The following is a 20021-nucleotide window of genomic DNA, read 5'->3' on the forward strand; positions in this document are numbered from 1 at the left end:
TTTTTTATATACCCTTCATATTTAAAGTGGCTTATGTGTTGGCTACGGATTACTCGGCCCATCCATGGGCCTCGTCCTGACGGGCCGTCGCACGCGACGTTCAAATCTGCTCCCGGCAGATTTGTCGCTCATCCCAGTCACCTTATGCTCCTGGGGACTCACTCTCTTGCCGCCTTTAAGCACTCGAATTATTTTGGGTATAGCGGCCTTATTATTTTATCGCGCTGGCTATACAGTTCAGATATAAATGATATAGTGGTTATAGTTAACACCTTTTTTATTATTAAATCGTATTAGCAGCCCGATTAAGTCTGCAGATAAACGATGGCCTGATGGCGCTAATCTGGATGATGTATTATGAAATTGCAGCAGCTTCGTTACATTGTTGAAGTGGTTAATCATAACCTTAACGTCTCCTCTACCGCTGAGGGGTTGTATACTTCCCAGCCGGGGATCAGCAAGCAGGTTAGGATGCTGGAAGATGAGCTTGGCATCCAGATTTTCGCCCGCAGCGGTAAGCATCTGACTCAGGTGACGCCCGCAGGACAGGAGATTATTCGTATTGCGCGTGAGGTGCTTTCCAAAGTCGATGCCATTAAGTCGGTCGCCGGCGAGCACACCTGGCCGGATAAAGGCTCGCTCTATATTGCCACTACCCATACTCAGGCGCGTTACGCATTGCCAGGCGTGATTAAAGGCTTCATCGAGCGTTATCCGCGCGTTTCGCTGCATATGCACCAGGGGTCGCCAACGCAGATTGCGGAAGCGGTATCGAAAGGGAACGCCGATTTCGCGATTGCCACGGAAGCGCTGCATTTATATGACGATCTGGTGATGTTGCCATGCTATCACTGGAACCGTTCGATAGTGGTGACGCCGGATCATCCATTGGCGGCAACGTCTTCCGTAACGATTGAAGCGCTGGCGAAGTATCCGCTGGTGACGTATACCTTCGGCTTTACCGGGCGTTCCGAACTGGATACCGCTTTTAATCGCGCAGGGTTAACGCCGCGGATCGTCTTTACTGCAACCGATGCGGATGTGATTAAAACGTATGTCAGGTTGGGGCTGGGCGTTGGCGTCATTGCCAGCATGGCGGTCGATCCGCTTGCCGATCCTGATTTAGTGCGGATTGACGCGCACGATATTTTTAGCCACAGCACCACAAAAATTGGTTTTCGCCGTAGTACTTTTTTACGCAGCTATATGTACGATTTTATCCAGCGTTTTGCGCCGCATCTGACGCGTGATGTGGTGGATACGGCGGTGGCGTTGCGTTCTAATGAAGAAATTGAAGCGATGTTTCAGGATATAAAGCTGCCTGAAAAGTAATAGCACCGTCGGTTTGCGTCGTAGTGGCATGGCAGACAAAGCCGCTTTTTGCAATATCCCTCAAAGTATTACGGGTAATGATCAGCAAAATAGTGTTGAATTACCCGTCCCGCCAGTTTCTTTTTCCAAATAGTTATCTTGAGTCAAAAGATTGATTTATTCACTGGCAACGATTCGTAAATTGACTGGATTTTTGACTAAAGTTTATTTAGGATTTGTCTCATCTGATGATTAATTGTACCGATTGTTTGGTGCTGAAATGATAAGTGATACCGATAGCATGAGGTTAGTAATGCCTTCTGAAAACCAGGAACCGCGCCGCGACCCTGAGCTCAAACGTAAAGCATGGCTGGCGGTTTTTGTGGGTTCTGCGTTGTTCTGGGTAGTGGTAGCGCTTGTTATCTGGCATTGGTGGGGTTAAGTGAGCATTACGTCGGAACGCGAGCGCGTGGTCGCGCCCCCGATTCAATCTTGTGACGATGATAACACCCCGGATACGACCGTTTTTCGGTCTGTTCCGCAACACTGGACGCTCACACCGCAGCAGCGGGCATTTATTGATGCTTTTGCTGATGAGGTGTCACAAAAATAATATCCGTCTTTTTATTGGCGTTATTGTTTTATTAACGCTGTCTTATTACACCGCAGCAACCGTGTGCTGAGCGCCTCTCAGTATTGATTAAACACAGTTGGTGTCGCCTATGTTAACGTCAAATATAAAGTATTGGTCATGGACTGGCGCGTTTATATTATCGCTACTGTTCTGGGCCGAGTTAATCTGGATTGCCGTCTAATCTCGTCAAAGCCCGATAATGCGCTATTTATCGGGCTTTTTCATCTTCGCTCCTCGCCTGTTAGGTTTCTCCTCTTTTAGCAATTTGGGTTGTTATCAAAACGTTACATTTTGTTTGTGTTATCTTTAATACAACCCTGTGGAGAATCAGGGTAACGCAACCCTGTCATTTAAGGAGGAGCTATGTCGTCAACCCTACGAGAAGCCAGTAAGGATACATTGCAGGCCAAAGATAAAACGTATCATTACTACAGTCTGCCGCTGGCTGCCAAATCCCTGGGCGATATCGCCCGTTTGCCCAAATCACTTAAAGTGTTACTGGAAAACCTGTTGCGCTGGCAGGACGGCGAATCTGTGACTGATGAAGATATTCAGGCGCTGGCCGGTTGGCTTAAAAATGCCCATGCCGATCGTGAAATTGCCTGGCGGCCCGCCCGTGTCCTGATGCAGGACTTTACCGGCGTGCCTGCCGTTGTCGACCTGGCGGCGATGCGTGAAGCCGTTAAACGCCTCGGCGGCGATACGTCGAAAGTGAACCCGTTATCGCCGGTTGATCTGGTTATTGACCACTCTGTGACGGTCGATCATTTCGGCGATGACGATGCGTTTGAAGAAAACGTGCGGCTGGAAATGGAGCGTAACCATGAGCGTTATATGTTCCTGAAATGGGGAAAGCAGGCATTCAGTCGTTTCAGCGTGGTGCCACCCGGAACCGGCATTTGCCATCAGGTTAACCTGGAATACCTGGGTAAAGCCGTCTGGAGCGAATTACAGGACGGGGAGTGGATTGCTTACCCGGACTCGCTGGTGGGGACTGACTCCCATACGACCATGATTAATGGTCTGGGCGTATTGGGGTGGGGCGTGGGCGGTATTGAAGCGGAAGCGGCGATGCTTGGTCAGCCCGTGTCGATGCTTATCCCGGATGTCGTCGGCTTTAAGTTAACCGGTAAACTTCGGGAGGGGATCACTGCCACTGACCTGGTGCTAACCGTCACGCAAATGCTGCGTAAGCATGGCGTCGTGGGTAAATTTGTTGAATTTTATGGTGATGGTCTGGATTCGCTGCCGTTGGCGGATCGCGCGACCATCGCTAATATGTCGCCGGAATATGGCGCAACCTGTGGTTTCTTCCCTATTGACGCCATCACCCTGGAATATATGCGATTAAGCGGACGTAGCGACGATCTGGTCGAGCTGGTTGAAGCCTACGCGAAGGCGCAGGGAATGTGGCGTAATCCCGGAGACGAACCGGTATTTACCAGTACGCTGGAACTGGATATGGGCGATGTCGAGGCCAGCCTGGCCGGGCCGAAACGGCCGCAGGATCGCGTAGCGTTAGGCGATGTGCCGAAAGCCTTTGCCGCCAGCGCCGAGCTGGAGCTGAATACCGCGCAAAGAGATCGCCAGCCGGTTGACTATACGATGAACGGACAGCCATATCAGCTTCCTGATGGCGCTGTCGTCATTGCCGCCATCACCTCCTGTACGAATACCTCGAATCCCAGCGTGCTGATGGCTGCGGGATTACTGGCGAAAAAGGCAGTAACGCTGGGGTTGAAGCGTCAACCGTGGGTCAAGGCTTCTCTGGCGCCGGGGTCAAAAGTGGTATCTGACTATCTGGCGCAGGCCAAACTTACGCCTTATCTGGATGAGCTCGGTTTTAACCTGGTCGGTTATGGCTGTACGACCTGTATCGGGAACTCCGGTCCGTTGCCGGAGCCTATTGAGACCGCGATTAAAAAAGGCGATCTGACGGTAGGGGCCGTGCTTTCCGGTAACCGAAATTTTGAAGGGCGTATCCATCCGCTGGTGAAAACGAACTGGCTGGCGTCGCCGCCGCTGGTGGTCGCGTATGCGCTGGCCGGAAACATGAATATTAACCTCGCGACAGACCCGCTGGGGTATGATCGTAAAGGCGATCCGGTATACCTGAAGGATATCTGGCCTTCGGCGCAGGAAATTGCCCGCGCCGTTGAACTGGTATCATCGGATATGTTCCGTAAAGAGTATGCGGAAGTGTTTGAGGGCACGGAAGAATGGAAATCGATTCAGGTTGAATCGTCCGATACCTACGGCTGGCAGTCGGATTCAACCTATATTCGCCTGTCGCCTTTCTTTGATGAAATGCAGGCCCAGCCTGCGCCAGTCAAAGATATCCACGGCGCGCGTATCCTGGCGATGCTGGGGGATTCGGTGACGACCGACCATATTTCCCCGGCCGGCAGTATCAAGCCGGACAGTCCCGCCGGACGCTATCTGCAAAACCACGGCGTTGAGCGGAAGGATTTTAACTCCTATGGATCACGGCGCGGCAACCATGAAGTGATGATGCGCGGTACGTTCGCCAATATTCGTATTCGCAACGAAATGCTGCCCGGCGTCGAAGGTGGGATGACGCGGCATTTGCCGGGTACGGAAGCGATGTCGATTTATGATGCCGCGATGCTCTACCAGCAGGAAAAAACGCCGCTGGCGGTGATTGCCGGGAAAGAGTATGGGTCGGGATCGAGCCGTGACTGGGCGGCAAAAGGTCCGCGGCTGTTAGGTATTCGCGTGGTGATCGCCGAGTCGTTCGAACGTATCCACCGCTCAAACCTGATTGGGATGGGGATCCTGCCGCTGGAGTTTCCACTGGGCGTAACGCGTAAAACGCTGGGACTGACCGGGGAAGAGGTGATTGATGTCGCGGATCTGCAAAACCTGCGCCCTGGCGCGACCATTCCGGTGACGTTAACGAGATCGGACGGCAGCAAAGAAACGGTACCTTGTCGCTGTCGCATTGATACCGCCACCGAGCTGACTTACTACCAGAATGACGGCATATTGCACTATGTCATTAGAAATATGCTGAACTAAAGCCGTTTATCGGGCCTGCCGTAAACAGGCAGGCCCGCGCTTTAATACCGGTGGCTTACTTGTTTAGCAGGTGACCCATTTTGGCCGCTTTAGTATCGAGATAATGCTCATTATTTGGATTACGACCCACAATGAGCGGAACGCGTTCCACGATATTAATTCCCGCCTCGGTCAGTATTTCGACTTTCTTCGGATTATTGGTCAGCAGGCGAACTTCATCCACGCCCAGTAATTTGAACATATCCGCGCACAGGGTGAAATCACGCTCATCGGCGGCAAAGCCGAGCTGATGATTGGCCTCCACCGTGTCATAGCCTTGATCCTGTAACGCATAAGCGCGAATTTTATTAAGCAGGCCGATATTGCGGCCTTCCTGACGGTGGTAAATCAGAATACCGCGTCCTTCTTCCGCAATATGCGTCAGCGCGGCTTCCAGTTGAAAACCACAATCACAGCGCAGACTAAAAAGCGCGTCCCCGGTAAGACATTCGGAATGAACGCGAGCCAAGACCGGCGTTTTACCTGAAATATCGCCAAAAACCAGCGCGGCATGGTCGTGTCCGGTTGCCAGTTCTTCAAATCCCACCATCAGAAAGTCACCCAATGGGGTTGGCAGTTTGGCTTCTGCCACACGTTTAAGCTGCATGTATTTCTCCAGATTATGCTGACGCCTGCGGTGTCGTCGCCTGTTGGATTGTATCCCGCTATTTTGCCATAAGGCGGCGGTCATCACCTAATCACTACCACGTAATTGCTCAGGAATGGCACAAATTTGTCAATTTTCCAGTCCGGCGAGAATTTTCAGTTATGATTGTGATACTTACTTATAAAAGGAGCATCCATGCTTTCAATTGCGAGGCGCACCGCGGCAGGCGCAGCCCTGTTGCTTATCATGCCGCTTGCCGTATGGGTATCAGGCTGGCAGTGGCAGCCAGGACATCAGGTCTGGTGGCTAAAAACGCTATTCTGGATAACGGAAACCGTGACCAAACCCTGGGGCGTTATCACGCATGTGATTCTTTGTGGATGGTTCTTATGGTGCCTGCGATTTCGCCTGCGCGCCGCCATTATGCTGTTTGCGATTCTCGGTGGGGCGATTATCGTCGGGCAGGGCGTGAAGTCATGGGTAAAGGAGCGCGTACAGGAGCCGCGGCCATTTGTGGTCTGGCTTGAAAAAACGCACCATATTCCCGTCGATGAGTTCTACACTTTAAAGCGTACAGAACGCGGACATTTAGTGAAAGAGCAGTTGGCCGGGCAACAGAACATCCCCGTTTTCCTGCGTCAGCACTGGCAAAAAGAGACGGGTTTTGCGTTTCCCTCCGGACATACCATGTTTGCAGCGAGCTGGGCGCTTTTGGCCGTGGGTCTGTTATGGCCGCGCAGACGGACTTTCACCATCGCGTTTTTGTTAGTCTGGGCGACCGGCGTAATGGGCAGCCGTTTACTTCTGGGAATGCACTGGCCGCGAGATTTAGTGGTCGCCACGCTCATCTCCTGGCTATTAGTTACCCTGGCGACCTGGCTGGCGCAGCGAATTTGCGGGCCGCTTATGCCGCCTCGTGAAGAAGCGCAAGAAATTGCTGAACGCGAGCAGGAAAGCTGACAACGGTTGATTTTCTGACTATTGCCCTTAAATCATCTGATGGCGGGCGCATTTCCATTTCGCGCGAGGCGGGAAAATGGTAATTTAGAAGGCTGGATGCGGTAAGTTGGACACGATTTATTCGCGCAAACCACATAACGGGAAGTAATGTGAAATATTTACTCATTTTCTTACTGGTATTGGCAATTTTTGTTATTTCGGTGACGCTGGGCGCGCAGAATGATCAACAGGTGACGTTTAACTACCTGCTGGCGCAAGGGGAGTATCGTATCTCCACGTTGCTTGCTGTGTTGTTCGCCGTCGGTTTTGCGATTGGCTGGCTGATTTGCGGCCTGTTCTGGCTGCGGGTCCGCGTTTCCCTTGCCCGTGCTGAACGTAAAATTAAACGACTGGAAAACAAGCTTTCGCCAGCAACCGACGTTGCGGTCCCTGCCGATTCGTCGGTTGTAAAGGAATAATCATTTATGTTGGAGTTGTTATTTCTGCTGTTGCCTGTAGCCGCTGCCTATGGGTGGTATATGGGTCGCAGAAGTGCGCAACAAACAAAACAGGATGAAGCTAACCGCCTGTCGCGCGATTATGTCGCAGGGGTTAACTTCCTGCTGAGTAACCAACAAGATAAAGCGGTGGATCTGTTCCTCGATATGCTTAAAGAGGATACCGGCACCGTTGAGGCTCATCTCACTCTCGGTAATCTGTTTCGCTCACGAGGCGAAGTCGATCGCGCCATTCGTATTCATCAAACGCTCATGGAAAGCGCTTCATTGACCTATGAACAGCGTTTACTGGCTGTTCAGCAACTGGGGCGCGACTATATGGCCGCCGGTTTATATGACCGCGCGGAAGATATGTTTAACCAACTTACCGACGAAACGGAATTTCGCGTAGGCGCGTTACAGCAGCTCTTGCAAATCTATCAGCTAACCAGCGACTGGCAAAAGGCGATCGAAGTAGCAGAACGGCTGGTGAAACTGGGCAAAGATAAACAGCGTATCGAAATCGCCCATTTTTACTGTGAGTTAGCGTTACAGCAGATGGGCAACGACGATATGGATCGCGCGATGGCGTTGCTGAAAAAAGGTGCCGCCGCAGATAAAAATAGCGCCCGGGTGTCTATCATGATGGGTCGCGTTTATATGGCGAGAGGGGATTACGCCAAAGCGGTCGAAAGCCTGCAACGTGTGATCGTTCAGGATAAAGAGCTGGTCAGCGAAACGCTGGAGATGCTGCAAACCTGTTATCAACAGCTCGGTAAAAATGCCGAGTGGGCGGAGTTTTTACGTCGCGCCGTTGAGGAGAATACCGGTGCTGGCGCTGAGTTAATGCTTGCCGATATTCTGGAAGCGCGTGAAGGTAGTGACGCAGCTCAAGTCTATATCACGCGTCAGCTACAGCGACATCCTACCATGCGGGTGTTCCATAAGCTGATGGATTACCATCTCAATGAGGCGGAAGAAGGGCGAGCGAAAGAAAGCCTGATGGTACTGCGTGATATGGTTGGCGAGCAGGTGCGCAGTAAACCGCGGTATCGTTGTCAGAAATGCGGTTTTACCGCCTATACCTTGTACTGGCACTGTCCGTCCTGCCGGGCATGGTCGACCATTAAACCTATTCGCGGACTTGATGGGCAGTAGTATATAAAAAAAGCTTCACTTTAGTTACAACATACTTAATGACGTAAAGCTAGAAACAACGCTGGCATCGGCGACCAAGGCTTATCAGGTTGTCAATCGAACCTGTTAATTTCCCTGCGCCGCAGGTAGAATGCACGCCGTTTATCCAATTTGCGCCACTTCCGGTGCCCATCATCAAGAAGGTCTGGTCATGACGTTTACTGCTTCATCTTCTTCCTGCGCTATTACTGAATCGCCTGTCGTTGTGGCGTTGGATTACCATGAACGCGATAAAGCCCTGGCGTTTGTCGATAAAATCGATCCTCGCGATTGTCGCTTAAAAGTGGGCAAAGAGATGTTCACGTTATTTGGCCCACAGCTCGTCCGGGATCTCCAGCAACGTGGGTTTGATGTCTTTCTTGATCTAAAATTTCATGATATTCCCAACACCACGGCCCGGGCAGTCGCCGCAGCGGCAGACCTGGGCGTCTGGATGGTAAACGTTCACGCGTCTGGCGGGGCGAGAATGATGGCCGCAGCGCGCGACGCGCTGGCGCCATTCGGTAAAGATGCGCCGTTGCTCATTGCCGTGACCGTGTTGACCAGTATGGAAACCAGCGATCTGCGCGATCTGGGCGTGATGTTGTCACCGGCGGAACATGCGGAGCGGCTGGCGCGCCTGACGCAGCAATGCGGGCTGGATGGCGTGGTCTGTTCCGCTCAGGAAGCGGTCAGATTTAAACAGGTCTTTGGCGCTGCATTTAAGCTGGTGACGCCGGGCATTCGGCCCGCAGGCAGCGAGGCAGGCGATCAGCGACGCATTATGACGCCCGAACAGGCATTATCCGCCGGCGTCGACTATATGGTGATTGGCCGCCCGGTTACGCAATCGGTAGATCCGGCGCAAACGCTGAAGGATATTAACGCGTCACTGAAACGGGAGGCATAATGAGCGATTCCAATAGTCGTCTGGTTTATTCAACACAGACGGGGCGCATTGAAGAACCTAAAACGGCGCCGGTTCGTCCCAAAGGGGATGGTATCGTTCGCATTCAGCGTCAAACCAGTGGCCGTAAGGGTAAAGGCGTATGTTTGATTACCGGTATCGAGATGAATGATGCGGAATTAACCAAACTGGCGGCTGAACTGAAGAAAAAATGCGGCTGTGGCGGGGCAGTAAAAGAAGGGATTATTGAAATTCAGGGTGATAAACGCGACTTGATAAAATCATTGCTGGAAGCTAAAGGAATGAAAGTAAAATTAGCTGGCGGCTAATGAAAACGCCACGGTTGTAAATTACCGTGGCGTAAAAGTCAACTTTGTCTATTTTTGTAATCCAGACCTGAAAAGAATAAACGTATTATTTTGAGCCGTTCAATATTTAAACGTCTGGATTATTTTCCAACCTGGTGACCAATCACGCCGCCGACCGCCGCGCCGCCCAGGGTGCCTAATGTACTGCCGTCCGTTAACACTGCGCCGCCTAACGCCCCCGCACCTGCGCCAATAGCCGTGTTGCGATCGCGCTTGGACCAGTTTGAGCAGGCGCTCAGAGACATTGCTACGGTGATTGCCAGCACAGCAGCGGCCATTTTTTTGCTCGTCATAAACATAATACTCTCTCCTGAATTAACGATTCACGGAATTAAGCTCACTATAACTATAGTTAAAATAAAACATGTTAAGAGATTTTCCGTGAAACCTGATTGCGCAGGGATATATCACGCAGGTGATAGTCACTTCCTGTTATTTCGCTAATATTAATTTTACGACGTTACGCTCGTTACAACAGGTAAATAGTCTTAATTGGGATGTCAGAAAAGTCTTAGAGAGAGGATGATTTGCCATAGGGCAAACCATCGGGAAATATTTTAAACGGATGAGCCAATAACATTGACTAGCAGCCCCGCATGTTCTAACTGCATTTGATCGCTGGCGGAAATTTTGGAATCCGTAATGACACGATGGAAGCGAGAGAGCGGGCCCAGGGGATAGGGATGCACACAGCCAAATTTGGAGCTGTCGGTGAGGACAATCGCTTCTGAGCCTTTTTCCAGAACAGCGTTAACCACATCCGATCGCATCATGTCGCGTCCGGTAAAACCGGTATCAGCCTGCCAGCCATCAATACCGATAAATGCTTTGCTGAAATGCACTTGATGGATAAACTGTCGCGTCAACGGCCCTACCATGCTTTCACTTTTTTTCTGATAGATTCCACCAAGGAGAATGACTTCGCAAGGGGTCTCTTTGAGCAGGTGCGCGATATAACTGCTCACGGTGATGATCGTGACATCTTTTTGTTCCGCCAGCGTCCGGGCCAATAGCGCATTGCTGCTGCCATTTTCAATAAAAACGGATTCCCCTGGACTGACCAGCGAGGCGGCGAACTCCGCCAGTCGGCGTTTTAGCGTGTAGTTCGTCATCATGCGAGTCTCTACGTCATCGCTCTCAAGCGAAACGGCGAAACCGTGCGCACGGCGTAAATAGCTCTGCTTTTCCAGGGTATTCAGATCCTGACGAATCGTGACTTCAGATACGCCGGTAATTTTCGCCAGTTCAGCAACGCTCATCTGGCCTTTATCAACCACCATTTGCAAAATTGATTGTTGTCGGGAGTTCATAGTATTAATTTTATTCGTTAAGAGGAGTCAACAGACAGTCAGAGAGCCGGGAAGGGCTAACGGCCATCCCGGACAAATAATCGCTATCAGATTTCCCAGGGCGACCCGGGAGCCTGGGATGGCGAGATACCGTCTTTAACCTGATCTAACAGCTCTGCTCTCAATATTTCAAGGTTATTGATGGCCGAGTGGTAATCGCCAGCAACAAGGATATCCAGCACGGTATCAATGCGTGCGGCAATTCGTTGTGCTTCGATATCAGACATGTTTGTCATCCTTAATGTCAGAAAAGGTTTCAATTCATGATGCAGAAATTAATCTGAAAAGAGAAGGGAAAAATAGGGCTATGCCTGTCTGCACAGGCTGTTCTCCCTATTATCGTCGCCATTAACGCATTTTTTTCGTCTGATAACGTTTGTACCAGCGTTCAAAAGAAACGGCGGGCATAGGTTTGGCGAATAAAAAGCCCTGTCGTTCATTGACGCCGTTTTTTGTCAGGAAGGCATCTTCTTTAGCATTTTCTACACCTTCGGCAATCACTTGTAAATTTAGCGCCTGAGCCACCGCGACAATCGCCCTAACCAGAGATTGCGACAGCGGTTGCTTATGGATATCTCTGACGAAAGCCTGATCCAGTTTAACGGCATCAATAGGGAACCGGGCGAGTTGAGAAAGCGAAGAATACCCGGTGCCAAAATCATCCAGATGAATCTGGGCGCCGAGCTGACTAAATTGCTGGATAACCGATAGCGCCAGCGTGTCGTTTTCGATCAGGCAGCTTTCCGTTAGCTCGACATCGATCGGGCAATACTCAAAATTCAGATCGTACAAAGCCTGTTTAAGCGCAGTAAAAAGCGTCTGGTCGGCCAGTTGTCGCGCCGAAAAGTTAACGGCTACGCGCAAGTTAATCCCTTTATCGCGCCATTTCGCAATCTGGCGAACCACATCCAGAATCACCCAGCGGCCCAGCGGGACGATGAGTCCTGACTCTTCGGCGTATGAGATGAACTCCAGCGGCGGAATTAATCCGCGTTCCGGCGATTGCCAGCGTACCAGCGCTTCCAGGCTACGTACTTCGCCGCGCCAGGTAATTTTGGGCTGATAGTGAATAAGTAACTGGTCGTTTTCCAGCGCTTTTCGCAGGTTTGTATCCAGCCAGTGATAGTCAAATACGCGCTGATTCATTTCCGGCGAAAAAACGCAGAACTGACCGCGGCCGCCTTCTTTGGCGTTATACATTGCGGTGTCGGCAGTGCGAATGAGACTTTCGCTGTCCTGTCCGTGCCGGGGGGCCAACGAAATGCCAATGGCGCATCCCGTGTAAACTTCAATGAGTCCAATACGAAACGGTTGCCGCAGACGGGTAAGGATTCGTGAGGCTACTGCTTCCAGCGCGGCCTGAGACGTATGGGCAGCGAGAACAATGAATTCATCTCCCCCCAGTCTGGCCAGCAATTGATCTTCCTCCAGACAACTCAACAGCGCCAGCGAAACGGCCTGTAAGAGCTGATCGCCAAACATATGCCCATAGGCGTCATTAATTTTCTTGAAATTATCCAGATCGAGATAAACGATACCCACTTGCGACTCGCCAGCCGAGGCAATAGCATGATTAATAAATTCATGAATAGCATTGCGATTGGGCAGGCCGGTGACGGTGTCTGTATTCGCCAGTATGCGTAAACGCTCCTGAGCCCGCCTTTCTTCGGTGATATCCGTGCCTGCGCAGATCAGGAAAATTTCGTTTTTTCCGCTGCCGTTATGGACGAATTTATTACGAAATAAGAACAGGCGTTGGCCTTTACGGGTCTTTATCCAGCGTTCGATTTCATAGGCATTGCCATTGCGAAAAAAATTCTCAATGTAGTGCCGGGAGGCAACCGCCTCCCGGCGACTCATAAATAATTTAAAGACGCTTTGACCAATTACATCTTGCTCTTTTAAGCCCGTGTACTCTTCGCATAACCGATTAAATCGACAGATTTTTCCCCGACTATCCAGTATCGCAATGACTGAGTTGGCTTCTGATACGATTTGCTCGGCAAAAGAGAGCTCCTGCGCCTGCGTTGGCGAGACGGCAGGCGTATCAGGCCAGGTTGCCAGGCTGCCAGCCCATTCACGGTTATTAATCTTACGGCCTACCAGGTGCACAGCGGTAACCTGTTTTTCTATCAACAACGTTATCAGCAGACTGGACGTAATCGCCGTTATTTCCCGGATACGCCCGGCTTGTTCCGGCGATAGCTCAACCGTTTTTTCTGCATCCGTTTCACCTGTCGGGGAGAGATACAGCACGTTGCGGTTATCAGCCAGACGCCAGTGAGAGTGAAGGGGACTTAGCGCCGTTTGTTCCTGAATCTGTTTCATCATGCATACCATCCCATTTAAGCGCCAGGTGCCCGAAAAGAAAGGTTAGCCATGTTATAAATAAGGGTAATTATGGCTGAACGTATTGTTTTATCTATGTATTCATATGTAATCCAGATTCTGGAAAAAGCATAGTCGCCAGCTAAAAATAACAAGAAATGGGGCGCTTGAATAAGATTAAACGCAGAGCATGACGGAAGGGAGAAGAAGAAAAGAAACGGCCTTTGCCTTCTCAGCAAAGGCCGTTGAGCGAGCTAAGCGTGGTTACGCTGCCGGTCGGGCAATAATGCTGCGGGTTTCCATGCGAACTTCCGCAATAGTGACATCAATGACATCCGTCACTTTATAAACCGTCTCACCTTTAATCTGTACCGTACCGTTTTCCTGGCTGCATACCAGTTCATCGCGAACGGCGTGCAGGAACGGGGCAGGGATAAAGGCGATAGCGCCGTTATCGACCAGTCGCACACGCATACCACCGCGGCTGACGTCAATAATTTCTGCCGCGAAACGGGTATTTGTCCCCGCCTTATCGTTAAGGAAGCGTGCATATAACCAGTCGCCGACATCGCGCTCCGCCATACGGTTCAGGCGACGGCGTTCCGCCATTTGCTGGGTGATATCTTCCTGCGGACGCGCAATAGCCTCCCCCTTGATGACCGCTTTCAGCAGGCGATGGTTAATCATATCGCCATACTTACGGATGGGAGAGGTCCAGGTGGCGTAAGCCTCAAGACCAAGACCGAAATGCGGCCCCGGCTCGGTGCTGATTTCCGCAAAAGACTGGAAGCGACGAATGCGGCTGTCAAGGAAACCGGAGGGCTGCGCATCCAGTTCGCGACGCAGTTTACAGAAGCCTTCCAGCGTCAGCACCTCTTCGGCATCGACATGAAGACCATGCGTTTTCAGCAGTGCGGCCAGCGCGTCGGCATTCGCGGGATCGAAGCCCGTATGTACGTTGTAAATACCGAAACCGAGCTTATCGCGCAGTACGCGCGCGGCGCAAAGGTTAGCGGCGATCATCGACTCTTCTACGATACGGTTAGCGATACGGCGCGGTTCCGCCACAATATCCAGTACTTCGCCTTTTTCGCCAAGCACAAAGCGGTAATCCGGGCGGTCTTTAAAGACTAACGCATGATGATGACGCCACTCACTGCGGCTTAGACAAATACGGTGCAACAGACGAATCTGCTGGGCAATGCCTTCGTTATCCGGCTGCCAGGTGCCGTTATTTTCCAGCCAGTCGGAGACATTGTCGTACGCCAGCTTGGCCTTCGATTCGATCGTGGCCGCAAAAAAGGCGATATCATCGTCAATGGTGCCGTCTGCGGCGATTATCATGCGACAGGCGAGCGCCGGACGCACTTCGTTGGCGCGCAGCGAGCACAGATCGTCAGACAGCTCACGCGGCAGCATAGGAATATTGAAGCCCGGCAGGTAGTTGGTGAAGGCGCGAATTTTCGCGGCGTTATCCAGCTTACTGCCTTCGGCAATCCAGGCGGTAGGATCGGCGATAGCCACCGTAAGCTGGAGTCTGCCGTCCGCTAATTCCTCAGCATAAAGCGCGTCATCCATATCTTCAGTGCTGGCGCTATCGATAGTGACGAAATTCAGCGCGGTAAGATCCTGGCGCTCCAGCCCTTCGTCCAGCATCTCCGTCGCTACGCCGTTCGGCGCTTCTTTTTCCAGGTTGTGGCGGGCAAGCGTAACCCACCAGGGAACAAAGTGATCGTCGGCAAAGGTGATGTACTGCGTTAAATCGGCGTAAAACGAACGGTCGCCTTTAAGCGGATGGCGGCGCATTTCGGCAACCGCCCAGTCACCTTCTTTGAACTCATGCTGAACGCCGCGCGCGGCGCGGCAGGGAATCGCGTCTTTCAGCAACGGATGATCCGGCACGATGGACAGGCGGTCATTTTTACCCTGAACTTTTCCCACAAAGCGCGTCAGGAACGGTTCGATCAGTTCTTCCGGCTCGGCAGACTCCCGTTCTTTTTCCGTGTGGATGACCGCGACGATACGATCGCCATGCATCACTTTTTTCATCTGCGGCGGAGGAATGAAATAGCTTTTTTGCGCGTCAACCTCAAGGAAGCCAAAGCCTTTTTCCGTGGCTTTTACGACCCCTTCAGCGCGCGGCGTCTGGGAATGCAGTTGCTGTTTAAGCTGCGCTAGCAGCGGGTTGTCCTGAAACATATTCGTCTATTTTCGTAGCCAAAAGAGCGGCTGACAGTTTTACGCGATTCTGCCTGGCGCAGCAAGCGCTCTTTCTGTAATGGATGAGTTAATAGGTTTCGCCCAACGCGATTTTTAAACGATTTAACCATCCGCACACGCCGCACCAGCCTAACATATTAATGGCCTGCTCCGATGAAACTCCCCTGGTGAGTAGCGGGAAAAAATGCGCGGCGCTAAAGCGATCGGGCGCTCTGGTGAGCCATTGTATCGCCTGTGTCAGCGCAGGCTCAAGTTCCCAACGAGCGATGTCGTCGTCTTCCTGGCGTAACGTGATAACAGCGCGACGCCACGCGCCAGGTTGGGTTGCCTGTTCGTTAAAGCAGGCGGCGCTGCCGTTGATACGTGATGTGAGGAGCGTGATAAGTGGAAGTAAAGAGGGGGGCGACGCAGTGTGTAATGTGCTGGTCAGTATGCGTTCGAGTAACGCGAATGAAGACGGATCGCGCATGAGTACCGGTGCCATCATTTGGCATTGTGAAGACGAATATTGCCGCTGAACTTTGGTATGGGCGGGAGGATATTCTACCAGACTGGCGGCGGGCTGCCATGTCGTCTGGGGGTTTTGAAACCGCGCGGCCCTGGCAAAGCGCTGCATCTCCTGGCCGGGCAGTTCGCGCACGGGCAGACGACAAAACGCCTGAAATATCGCCGCTACCCGCGCCTGAAAACCGATAAACCCAATGATCTGATTGATGAGTACGGTATCCCGGGCGGTTAATCCCACCTCTGCAAGCTGTTCGCGGGCCCGCGTATTGATAACGGAGGGGGAGCCGGCAAGCTGACGAGCGTATTGCGTAATTTGCGCCAGCCGTTGATTGCTCTCTCTTGAGGCATCAGGGCCGGGTAGCGGCGCCAGACGAGCGGCATAATAGCGGCACAAACGCTGAACCCCAAATACCTGAGCGGCGGTCAGCGCGGTGCTCATACGTTCATAGGCGCTAAATGTATGAAGCCGGTCGTTGAGAACCGTGCGGGGAAATAAGACATCCGCCAACTGGCGAGCTGGCTTTAACCATGACTCAAAAGGCGTCAACGCGGTTTCTGCTACCGCTAAATCCAGTAAAAATCGATCGTTAACATACGCGGCTTCCGGCATTAGCGAAAGCGGGGCTTGTGACGACATAGTGGATTGTGTTTCATGATACCAGTGGCTTTTACCCGCTTTTCGGCATTGTTCCATAGGGTTTCCCGAGGATGAAATGGCGATCGATAATGATTCTGCGTCGGATCGTTTATGCTAGATTATCCTGGCGTATGCGGGAAAGGGATGAAAGATTGTTAGGTGATAACAAATATCAGAACGCTATATAACGAGATGAGCGGTGAGTGAGGGGAATGGGGCAGCACAGCCGTGCCGCCCGCTAATAAACTTAATGCGCTTACTTCAGTTCCAGTTCATTCATTGCCGCAATGCTGAACCCGCCGTCAACATGGACGACTTCGCCAGAAATGCCTGCCGAGAGATCGGAACACAGAAACGCCGCTGAGTTACCCACATCTTCAATGGTCACGGTGCGACGAATTGGCGTAACGGCTTCACAATGCGCCAGCATTTTACGGAAATCTTTAATACCGGACGCCGCCAGCGTGCGGATTGGACCCGCAGAGATGGCGTTGACGCGAACGCCTTCCGGCCCCATTGCATTTGCCATATAACGCACGTTGGCTTCCAGAGAGGCTTTCGCCAGACCCATGACATTGTAGTTCGGGATGGCGCGCTCCGCTCCCAGATAAGACAAGGTCAACAGCGCAGAACCCGGATTCAGCATGGTGCGGCAGGCTTTCGCCATGGCAACAAAGCTGTAAGAGCTAATATCGTGAGCGATTTTAAAGCCTTCGCGGGTAACCGCATTAACATAATCGCCGTCCAGCTGATCGCCAGGCGCGAAACCAATTGAGTGTACGAAACCGTCAAATTTCGGCCAAACGTTACCCAGCTCCGCAAACATAGCGTCAATGCTGGCATCTTCAGCGACATCACACGGTAAAACGATGCTGGAACCCAGCTGGGCAGCAAATTCTTCTACGCGGCCTTTCAGTTTGTCGTTCTGGTAGGTGAACGCCAGTTCAGCTCCTTCGCGGTGCATCGCCTGTGCGATACCGTAGGCGATGGACAGTTTACTGGCCACGCCAGTGACCAGAATGCGCTTACCGGAAAGAAAACCCATAGCTTTAATCCTTATAGTCATTGCTTATTTTTTGCTTTTACGAACAATGGTTAACAGCAACTTTTCAACATTATTCGAAATTAGTCTGAAATTATATCTCACTCCTGACCCCGTGTGTCACGCTATTTTTCCGCCGCTATCTCCGGCAGGTGACGTTCTAAAACCACACGATAACGAAGTCCCTGAGGATTTTGAGCACTCCCCAGGGCCAAACTGGCAAATCAAAGAGTCTAATGGGACAGGCCCTACGCTGCAGTATACCAGCTGGTGTAAGGTTCGCCTCATCCAACCAGAGACACCGGGACGGATAGCAAGTACGCATAGCGATGCACCTTCCACCAGACAAATAAAGGTTCTGTAGGAAGCCTGAATATTCATCCGAATGGTTTACCTCACCTATTAGCGATGTTATGGACATGTAATTTTAACCATCAAATGCTTAACAAAAATAATTTCTTTTTTAGGTGCTGAAGGTTTTCTCTATTTATTGATGCAGAGTAATACTTAATATGAAAAATTTTGGAAATCAGGTGATTACAGTAGTTACAAATCGGGTTTTTATATGTTTGCATGTGTATTATAATAAATTTTCAGAGGATGAGGCATATGCCGTTTACATTTCAGATCGGAAATCATAGTTGCCAGATATCAGAAAGGTATTTAAGAGATATCATCGATAATAAAAAAGAGCATATTTTTTCAACGTATGAGAAATTCATAGATTTTTTCAGGAATATATTTACCAGTCGAAGTTTAATCTCTGATTATAGAGAAATATATAATCTACTGTGCCAAAAAAACGAGCGTCCCGATATTACGAAGCCTTTCTCGCTACGACCATTTTCGAGGCGAGATGAAGACTGTACACGATGGCGCCCCCTTCTTGGATATATTAAACTTATTGATGCCTCCAGACCTGAAACAATGGATAAATACACTGTAGAGGTATTAGCACATCAAGAAAATATGTTACTACTACAGATGTTTTACGATGGAGTATTAGTGACCGAGACGGAGTGTTCTGAACATTGCGTCGATTTTTTAAAAGAAACGATGTTTAATTATAATAATGGGGAAATTACGCTTGCCGCTTTAGATAATGATAACCAGCCGCCGAGCGAAGCAGGTAGTAATGGAATCTATGAGGCTTTTGAGCAACGTTTGATAGACTTCCTGACCACGCCCGCCATGGCGTCTGGTGATGAGAGCGGCGATACTGATCAGACGGATGCATCACAACCAGCGGCAATAGAGGCGTTTATTAACTCGTCGGAGTTTAAAAAAAATATCCGCATGCATGATATTGAAAAAAATAAAATAGGTAGCGGAAGTTATGGGACAGTCTATCTGTTAAATGATGAGTTTGTTGTTAAGATTCCAATTAATGAGCGGGGAATAAAAGTGGATGTTAACTCTCCGGAACATCGTAATTGTCATCCTGATCGTGTCAGTAAGTATTTGAACATGGCCAATGGCGACAAGGATTTTTCTCGTTCGGCCATCATGAATATTAATGGTAAAGACGTTACGGTTTTAGTTTCAAAATATATTCAAGGTCAGGAGTTCGATATTGAAGATGAAGATAACTATCGAATGGCGGAGGCGCTTCTTGAATCCCGGGGGGTTTATATGCATGATATAGATAACTTAGGTAATATTCTGGTTAAAGAGGGGGTACTTTTCTTTGTGGATGGCGATCAAATCGTGCTGTCACAAGAATCCCGGCAACAGCGAAGCGTTTCTCTTGCAACAAGGCAACTGGAAGAGCAAATTAAGGCCCGTTACCTGATAAAATTAAAGCAGGCCGAGACCGAAGGAAATACTGAAGATATTGAATATTATAAGTCACTTATTACAGAGCTTGATGAGTTAATCGGAGAGGAAGAACAGACACCTGCGTCAGGAAGACGTTTTAAACTAGCCGCGCCGGAGGAAGGGACTCTTGTGGCTAAAGTATTAAAGGATGAATTAAAAAAATAGCATTTAGTTCCGTTCTTTTCTGCCAATCGCCGGGGCTCATTCGCTACAGATTTGCCGATCAATTATTGAGAGTTGCTATTCGTTTAAAGGTCGTTCAGGGGATTTGGACAGCCTGCAGCGGAGATGCAACTCGCAAGTAGGGTTGGCGATGCCGCGCTGCCATAGTGGATGAAATGCCTCGCGATGGTGCAACAACATTAACTCGCCTTGATTTTTCCCCTCTACCTGGCAAGAAGACCCCGGCTTTACGGATGGTCTCTTGCCGTCGTATTAGCGTTGTTTGGCGTAGTATGTAAATTTCCTTATAGCAATAGAAGAACATTCTCAAAACATAAAATTAGCAAGTTATCATGAAGTTAACATATATTGTTTTTTTCGATCATTTTTTATATATTGATCGTTTTTATTGATTGATTTGCGTTAAAAGCGCATTATCAG

The 20021-nt window shown here is 50.4% G+C and carries 19 protein-coding genes and 2 pseudogenes; 11 read left to right on the forward strand and 10 right to left on the reverse strand.

The window, feature by feature from the left end; all coding sequences use genetic code 11:
* Nucleotides 1-357: 357 nt before the first annotated feature.
* The 5 genes from cysB (at nt 358) to acnA (ending at nt 4984) form a co-directional block, all read left to right on the forward strand.
* Entirely contained in the window at nt 358-1332 is a 975-nt protein-coding gene (cysB, locus tag LDB27_RS10090) for an HTH-type transcriptional regulator CysB (RefSeq protein ID WP_000776232.1), read from the forward strand.
* Between the two features lie 280 nt (nt 1333-1612).
* The gene (locus LDB27_RS10095) at nt 1613-1753 is read left to right on the forward strand and encodes a YmiA family putative membrane protein (protein ID WP_213083417.1); all 141 of its coding nucleotides are present in this window, start codon (nt 1613-1615) and stop codon (nt 1751-1753) included.
* A complete protein-coding gene (locus tag LDB27_RS10100) occupies nt 1754-1924 on the forward strand; it encodes a hypothetical protein (RefSeq protein ID WP_000029025.1) in 171 nt (56 codons plus the stop codon).
* Between the two features lie 109 nt (nt 1925-2033).
* Nucleotides 2034-2126, forward strand: coding sequence for a small membrane protein YmiC (gene ymiC / locus LDB27_RS10105; RefSeq protein ID WP_223148964.1), 93 nt, complete (start codon nt 2034-2036; stop codon nt 2124-2126).
* Nucleotides 2127-2308: 182 nt separating this feature from the next.
* Nucleotides 2309-4984, forward strand: a complete 2676-nt coding sequence (acnA, locus tag LDB27_RS10110) for an aconitate hydratase AcnA (protein ID WP_000099468.1) — start codon at nt 2309-2311, stop codon at nt 4982-4984.
* A gap of 55 nt (nt 4985-5039) precedes the next feature.
* On the opposite strand, the gene ribA is transcribed toward acnA, so the two are convergent.
* Nucleotides 5040-5630: a GTP cyclohydrolase II gene (gene ribA / locus LDB27_RS10115; protein ID WP_001176283.1), complete on the reverse strand. Its 591-nt coding sequence runs from the start codon at nt 5628-5630 to the stop codon at nt 5040-5042.
* A gap of 195 nt (nt 5631-5825) precedes the next feature.
* Here ribA and pgpB point away from each other — a divergent pair, with 195 nt between their 5' ends.
* The 5 genes from pgpB (at nt 5826) to yciH (ending at nt 9478) form a co-directional block, all read left to right on the forward strand.
* Nucleotides 5826-6590, forward strand: a complete 765-nt coding sequence (pgpB, locus tag LDB27_RS10120; RefSeq protein WP_000948651.1) for a phosphatidylglycerophosphatase B — start codon at nt 5826-5828, stop codon at nt 6588-6590.
* Between the two features lie 149 nt (nt 6591-6739).
* Nucleotides 6740-7048 carry a LapA family protein gene (locus tag LDB27_RS10125; protein ID WP_000876301.1) on the forward strand — a complete coding sequence of 103 codons (309 nt, stop codon included), beginning with the start codon at nt 6740-6742 and terminating at the stop codon, nt 7046-7048.
* Nucleotides 7049-7054: 6 nt separating this feature from the next.
* The gene (gene lapB, locus LDB27_RS10130) at nt 7055-8224 is read left to right on the forward strand and encodes a lipopolysaccharide assembly protein LapB (RefSeq protein WP_000891378.1); all 1170 of its coding nucleotides are present in this window, start codon (nt 7055-7057) and stop codon (nt 8222-8224) included.
* A gap of 190 nt (nt 8225-8414) precedes the next feature.
* Nucleotides 8415-9152: an orotidine-5'-phosphate decarboxylase gene (gene pyrF / locus LDB27_RS10135; protein ID WP_023230981.1), complete on the forward strand. Its 738-nt coding sequence runs from the start codon at nt 8415-8417 to the stop codon at nt 9150-9152.
* Nucleotides 9152-9478, forward strand: a complete 327-nt coding sequence (yciH, locus tag LDB27_RS10140) for a stress response translation initiation inhibitor YciH (protein ID WP_001285199.1) — start codon at nt 9152-9154, stop codon at nt 9476-9478. Before pyrF ends, yciH begins: the two co-directional genes overlap by 1 nt.
* A gap of 119 nt (nt 9479-9597) precedes the next feature.
* Here yciH and osmB read toward each other — a convergent pair whose 3' ends face one another.
* The 9 genes and pseudogenes from osmB to LDB27_RS10185 all read right to left on the reverse strand — a co-directional run bounded on the left by osmB (nt 9598) and on the right by LDB27_RS10185 (nt 18175).
* Nucleotides 9598-9816: an osmotically-inducible lipoprotein OsmB gene (gene osmB, locus LDB27_RS10145; RefSeq protein WP_000481166.1), complete on the reverse strand. Its 219-nt coding sequence runs from the start codon at nt 9814-9816 to the stop codon at nt 9598-9600.
* Between the two features lie 258 nt (nt 9817-10074).
* On the reverse strand, nt 10075-10827 hold the full coding sequence (locus LDB27_RS10150; protein ID WP_001088593.1) for a DNA-binding transcriptional regulator YciT: 753 nt from the start codon (nt 10825-10827) through the stop codon (nt 10075-10077).
* Nucleotides 10828-10913: 86 nt separating this feature from the next.
* Nucleotides 10914-11093 (reverse strand): hypothetical protein, encoded by a 180-nt coding sequence (locus tag LDB27_RS10155; protein WP_001279854.1) that lies wholly within the window; start codon nt 11091-11093, stop codon nt 10914-10916.
* Nucleotides 11094-11214: 121 nt separating this feature from the next.
* Nucleotides 11215-13197 carry a cyclic di-GMP phosphodiesterase gene (pdeR, locus tag LDB27_RS10160; RefSeq protein WP_000977605.1) on the reverse strand — a complete coding sequence of 661 codons (1983 nt, stop codon included), beginning with the start codon at nt 13195-13197 and terminating at the stop codon, nt 11215-11217.
* Nucleotides 13198-13458: 261 nt separating this feature from the next.
* Nucleotides 13459-15393, reverse strand: a complete 1935-nt coding sequence (locus LDB27_RS10165) for an exoribonuclease II (RefSeq protein WP_000485041.1) — start codon at nt 15391-15393, stop codon at nt 13459-13461.
* Between the two features lie 244 nt (nt 15394-15637).
* Nucleotides 15638-16615 (reverse strand): annotated as a pseudogene (locus tag LDB27_RS10170) (CMD domain-containing protein); the annotation flags it as partial.
* A 199-nt stretch (nt 16616-16814) separates the two neighbouring features.
* Entirely contained in the window at nt 16815-17603 is a 789-nt protein-coding gene (gene fabI, locus LDB27_RS10175; protein WP_000506501.1) for an enoyl-ACP reductase FabI, read from the reverse strand.
* Nucleotides 17604-17720: 117 nt separating this feature from the next.
* A pseudogene (locus LDB27_RS10180) lies at nt 17721-18021 on the reverse strand (hypothetical protein).
* A gap of 13 nt (nt 18022-18034) precedes the next feature.
* Nucleotides 18035-18175 (reverse strand): hypothetical protein, encoded by a 141-nt coding sequence (locus tag LDB27_RS10185; protein WP_043942882.1) that lies wholly within the window; start codon nt 18173-18175, stop codon nt 18035-18037.
* Nucleotides 18176-18209: 34 nt separating this feature from the next.
* Between LDB27_RS10185 and steC the strand changes: the two genes are divergently transcribed.
* Nucleotides 18210-19583, forward strand: coding sequence for an SPI-2 type III secretion system effector kinase SteC (gene steC / locus LDB27_RS10190; RefSeq protein ID WP_001116918.1), 1374 nt, complete (start codon nt 18210-18212; stop codon nt 19581-19583).
* Nucleotides 19584-20021 lie beyond the last annotated feature (438 nt).

This window comes from Salmonella sp. JXY0409-18 (genome assembly GCF_020268625.1).
Lineage (GTDB): Bacteria > Pseudomonadota > Gammaproteobacteria > Enterobacterales > Enterobacteriaceae > Salmonella > Salmonella enterica.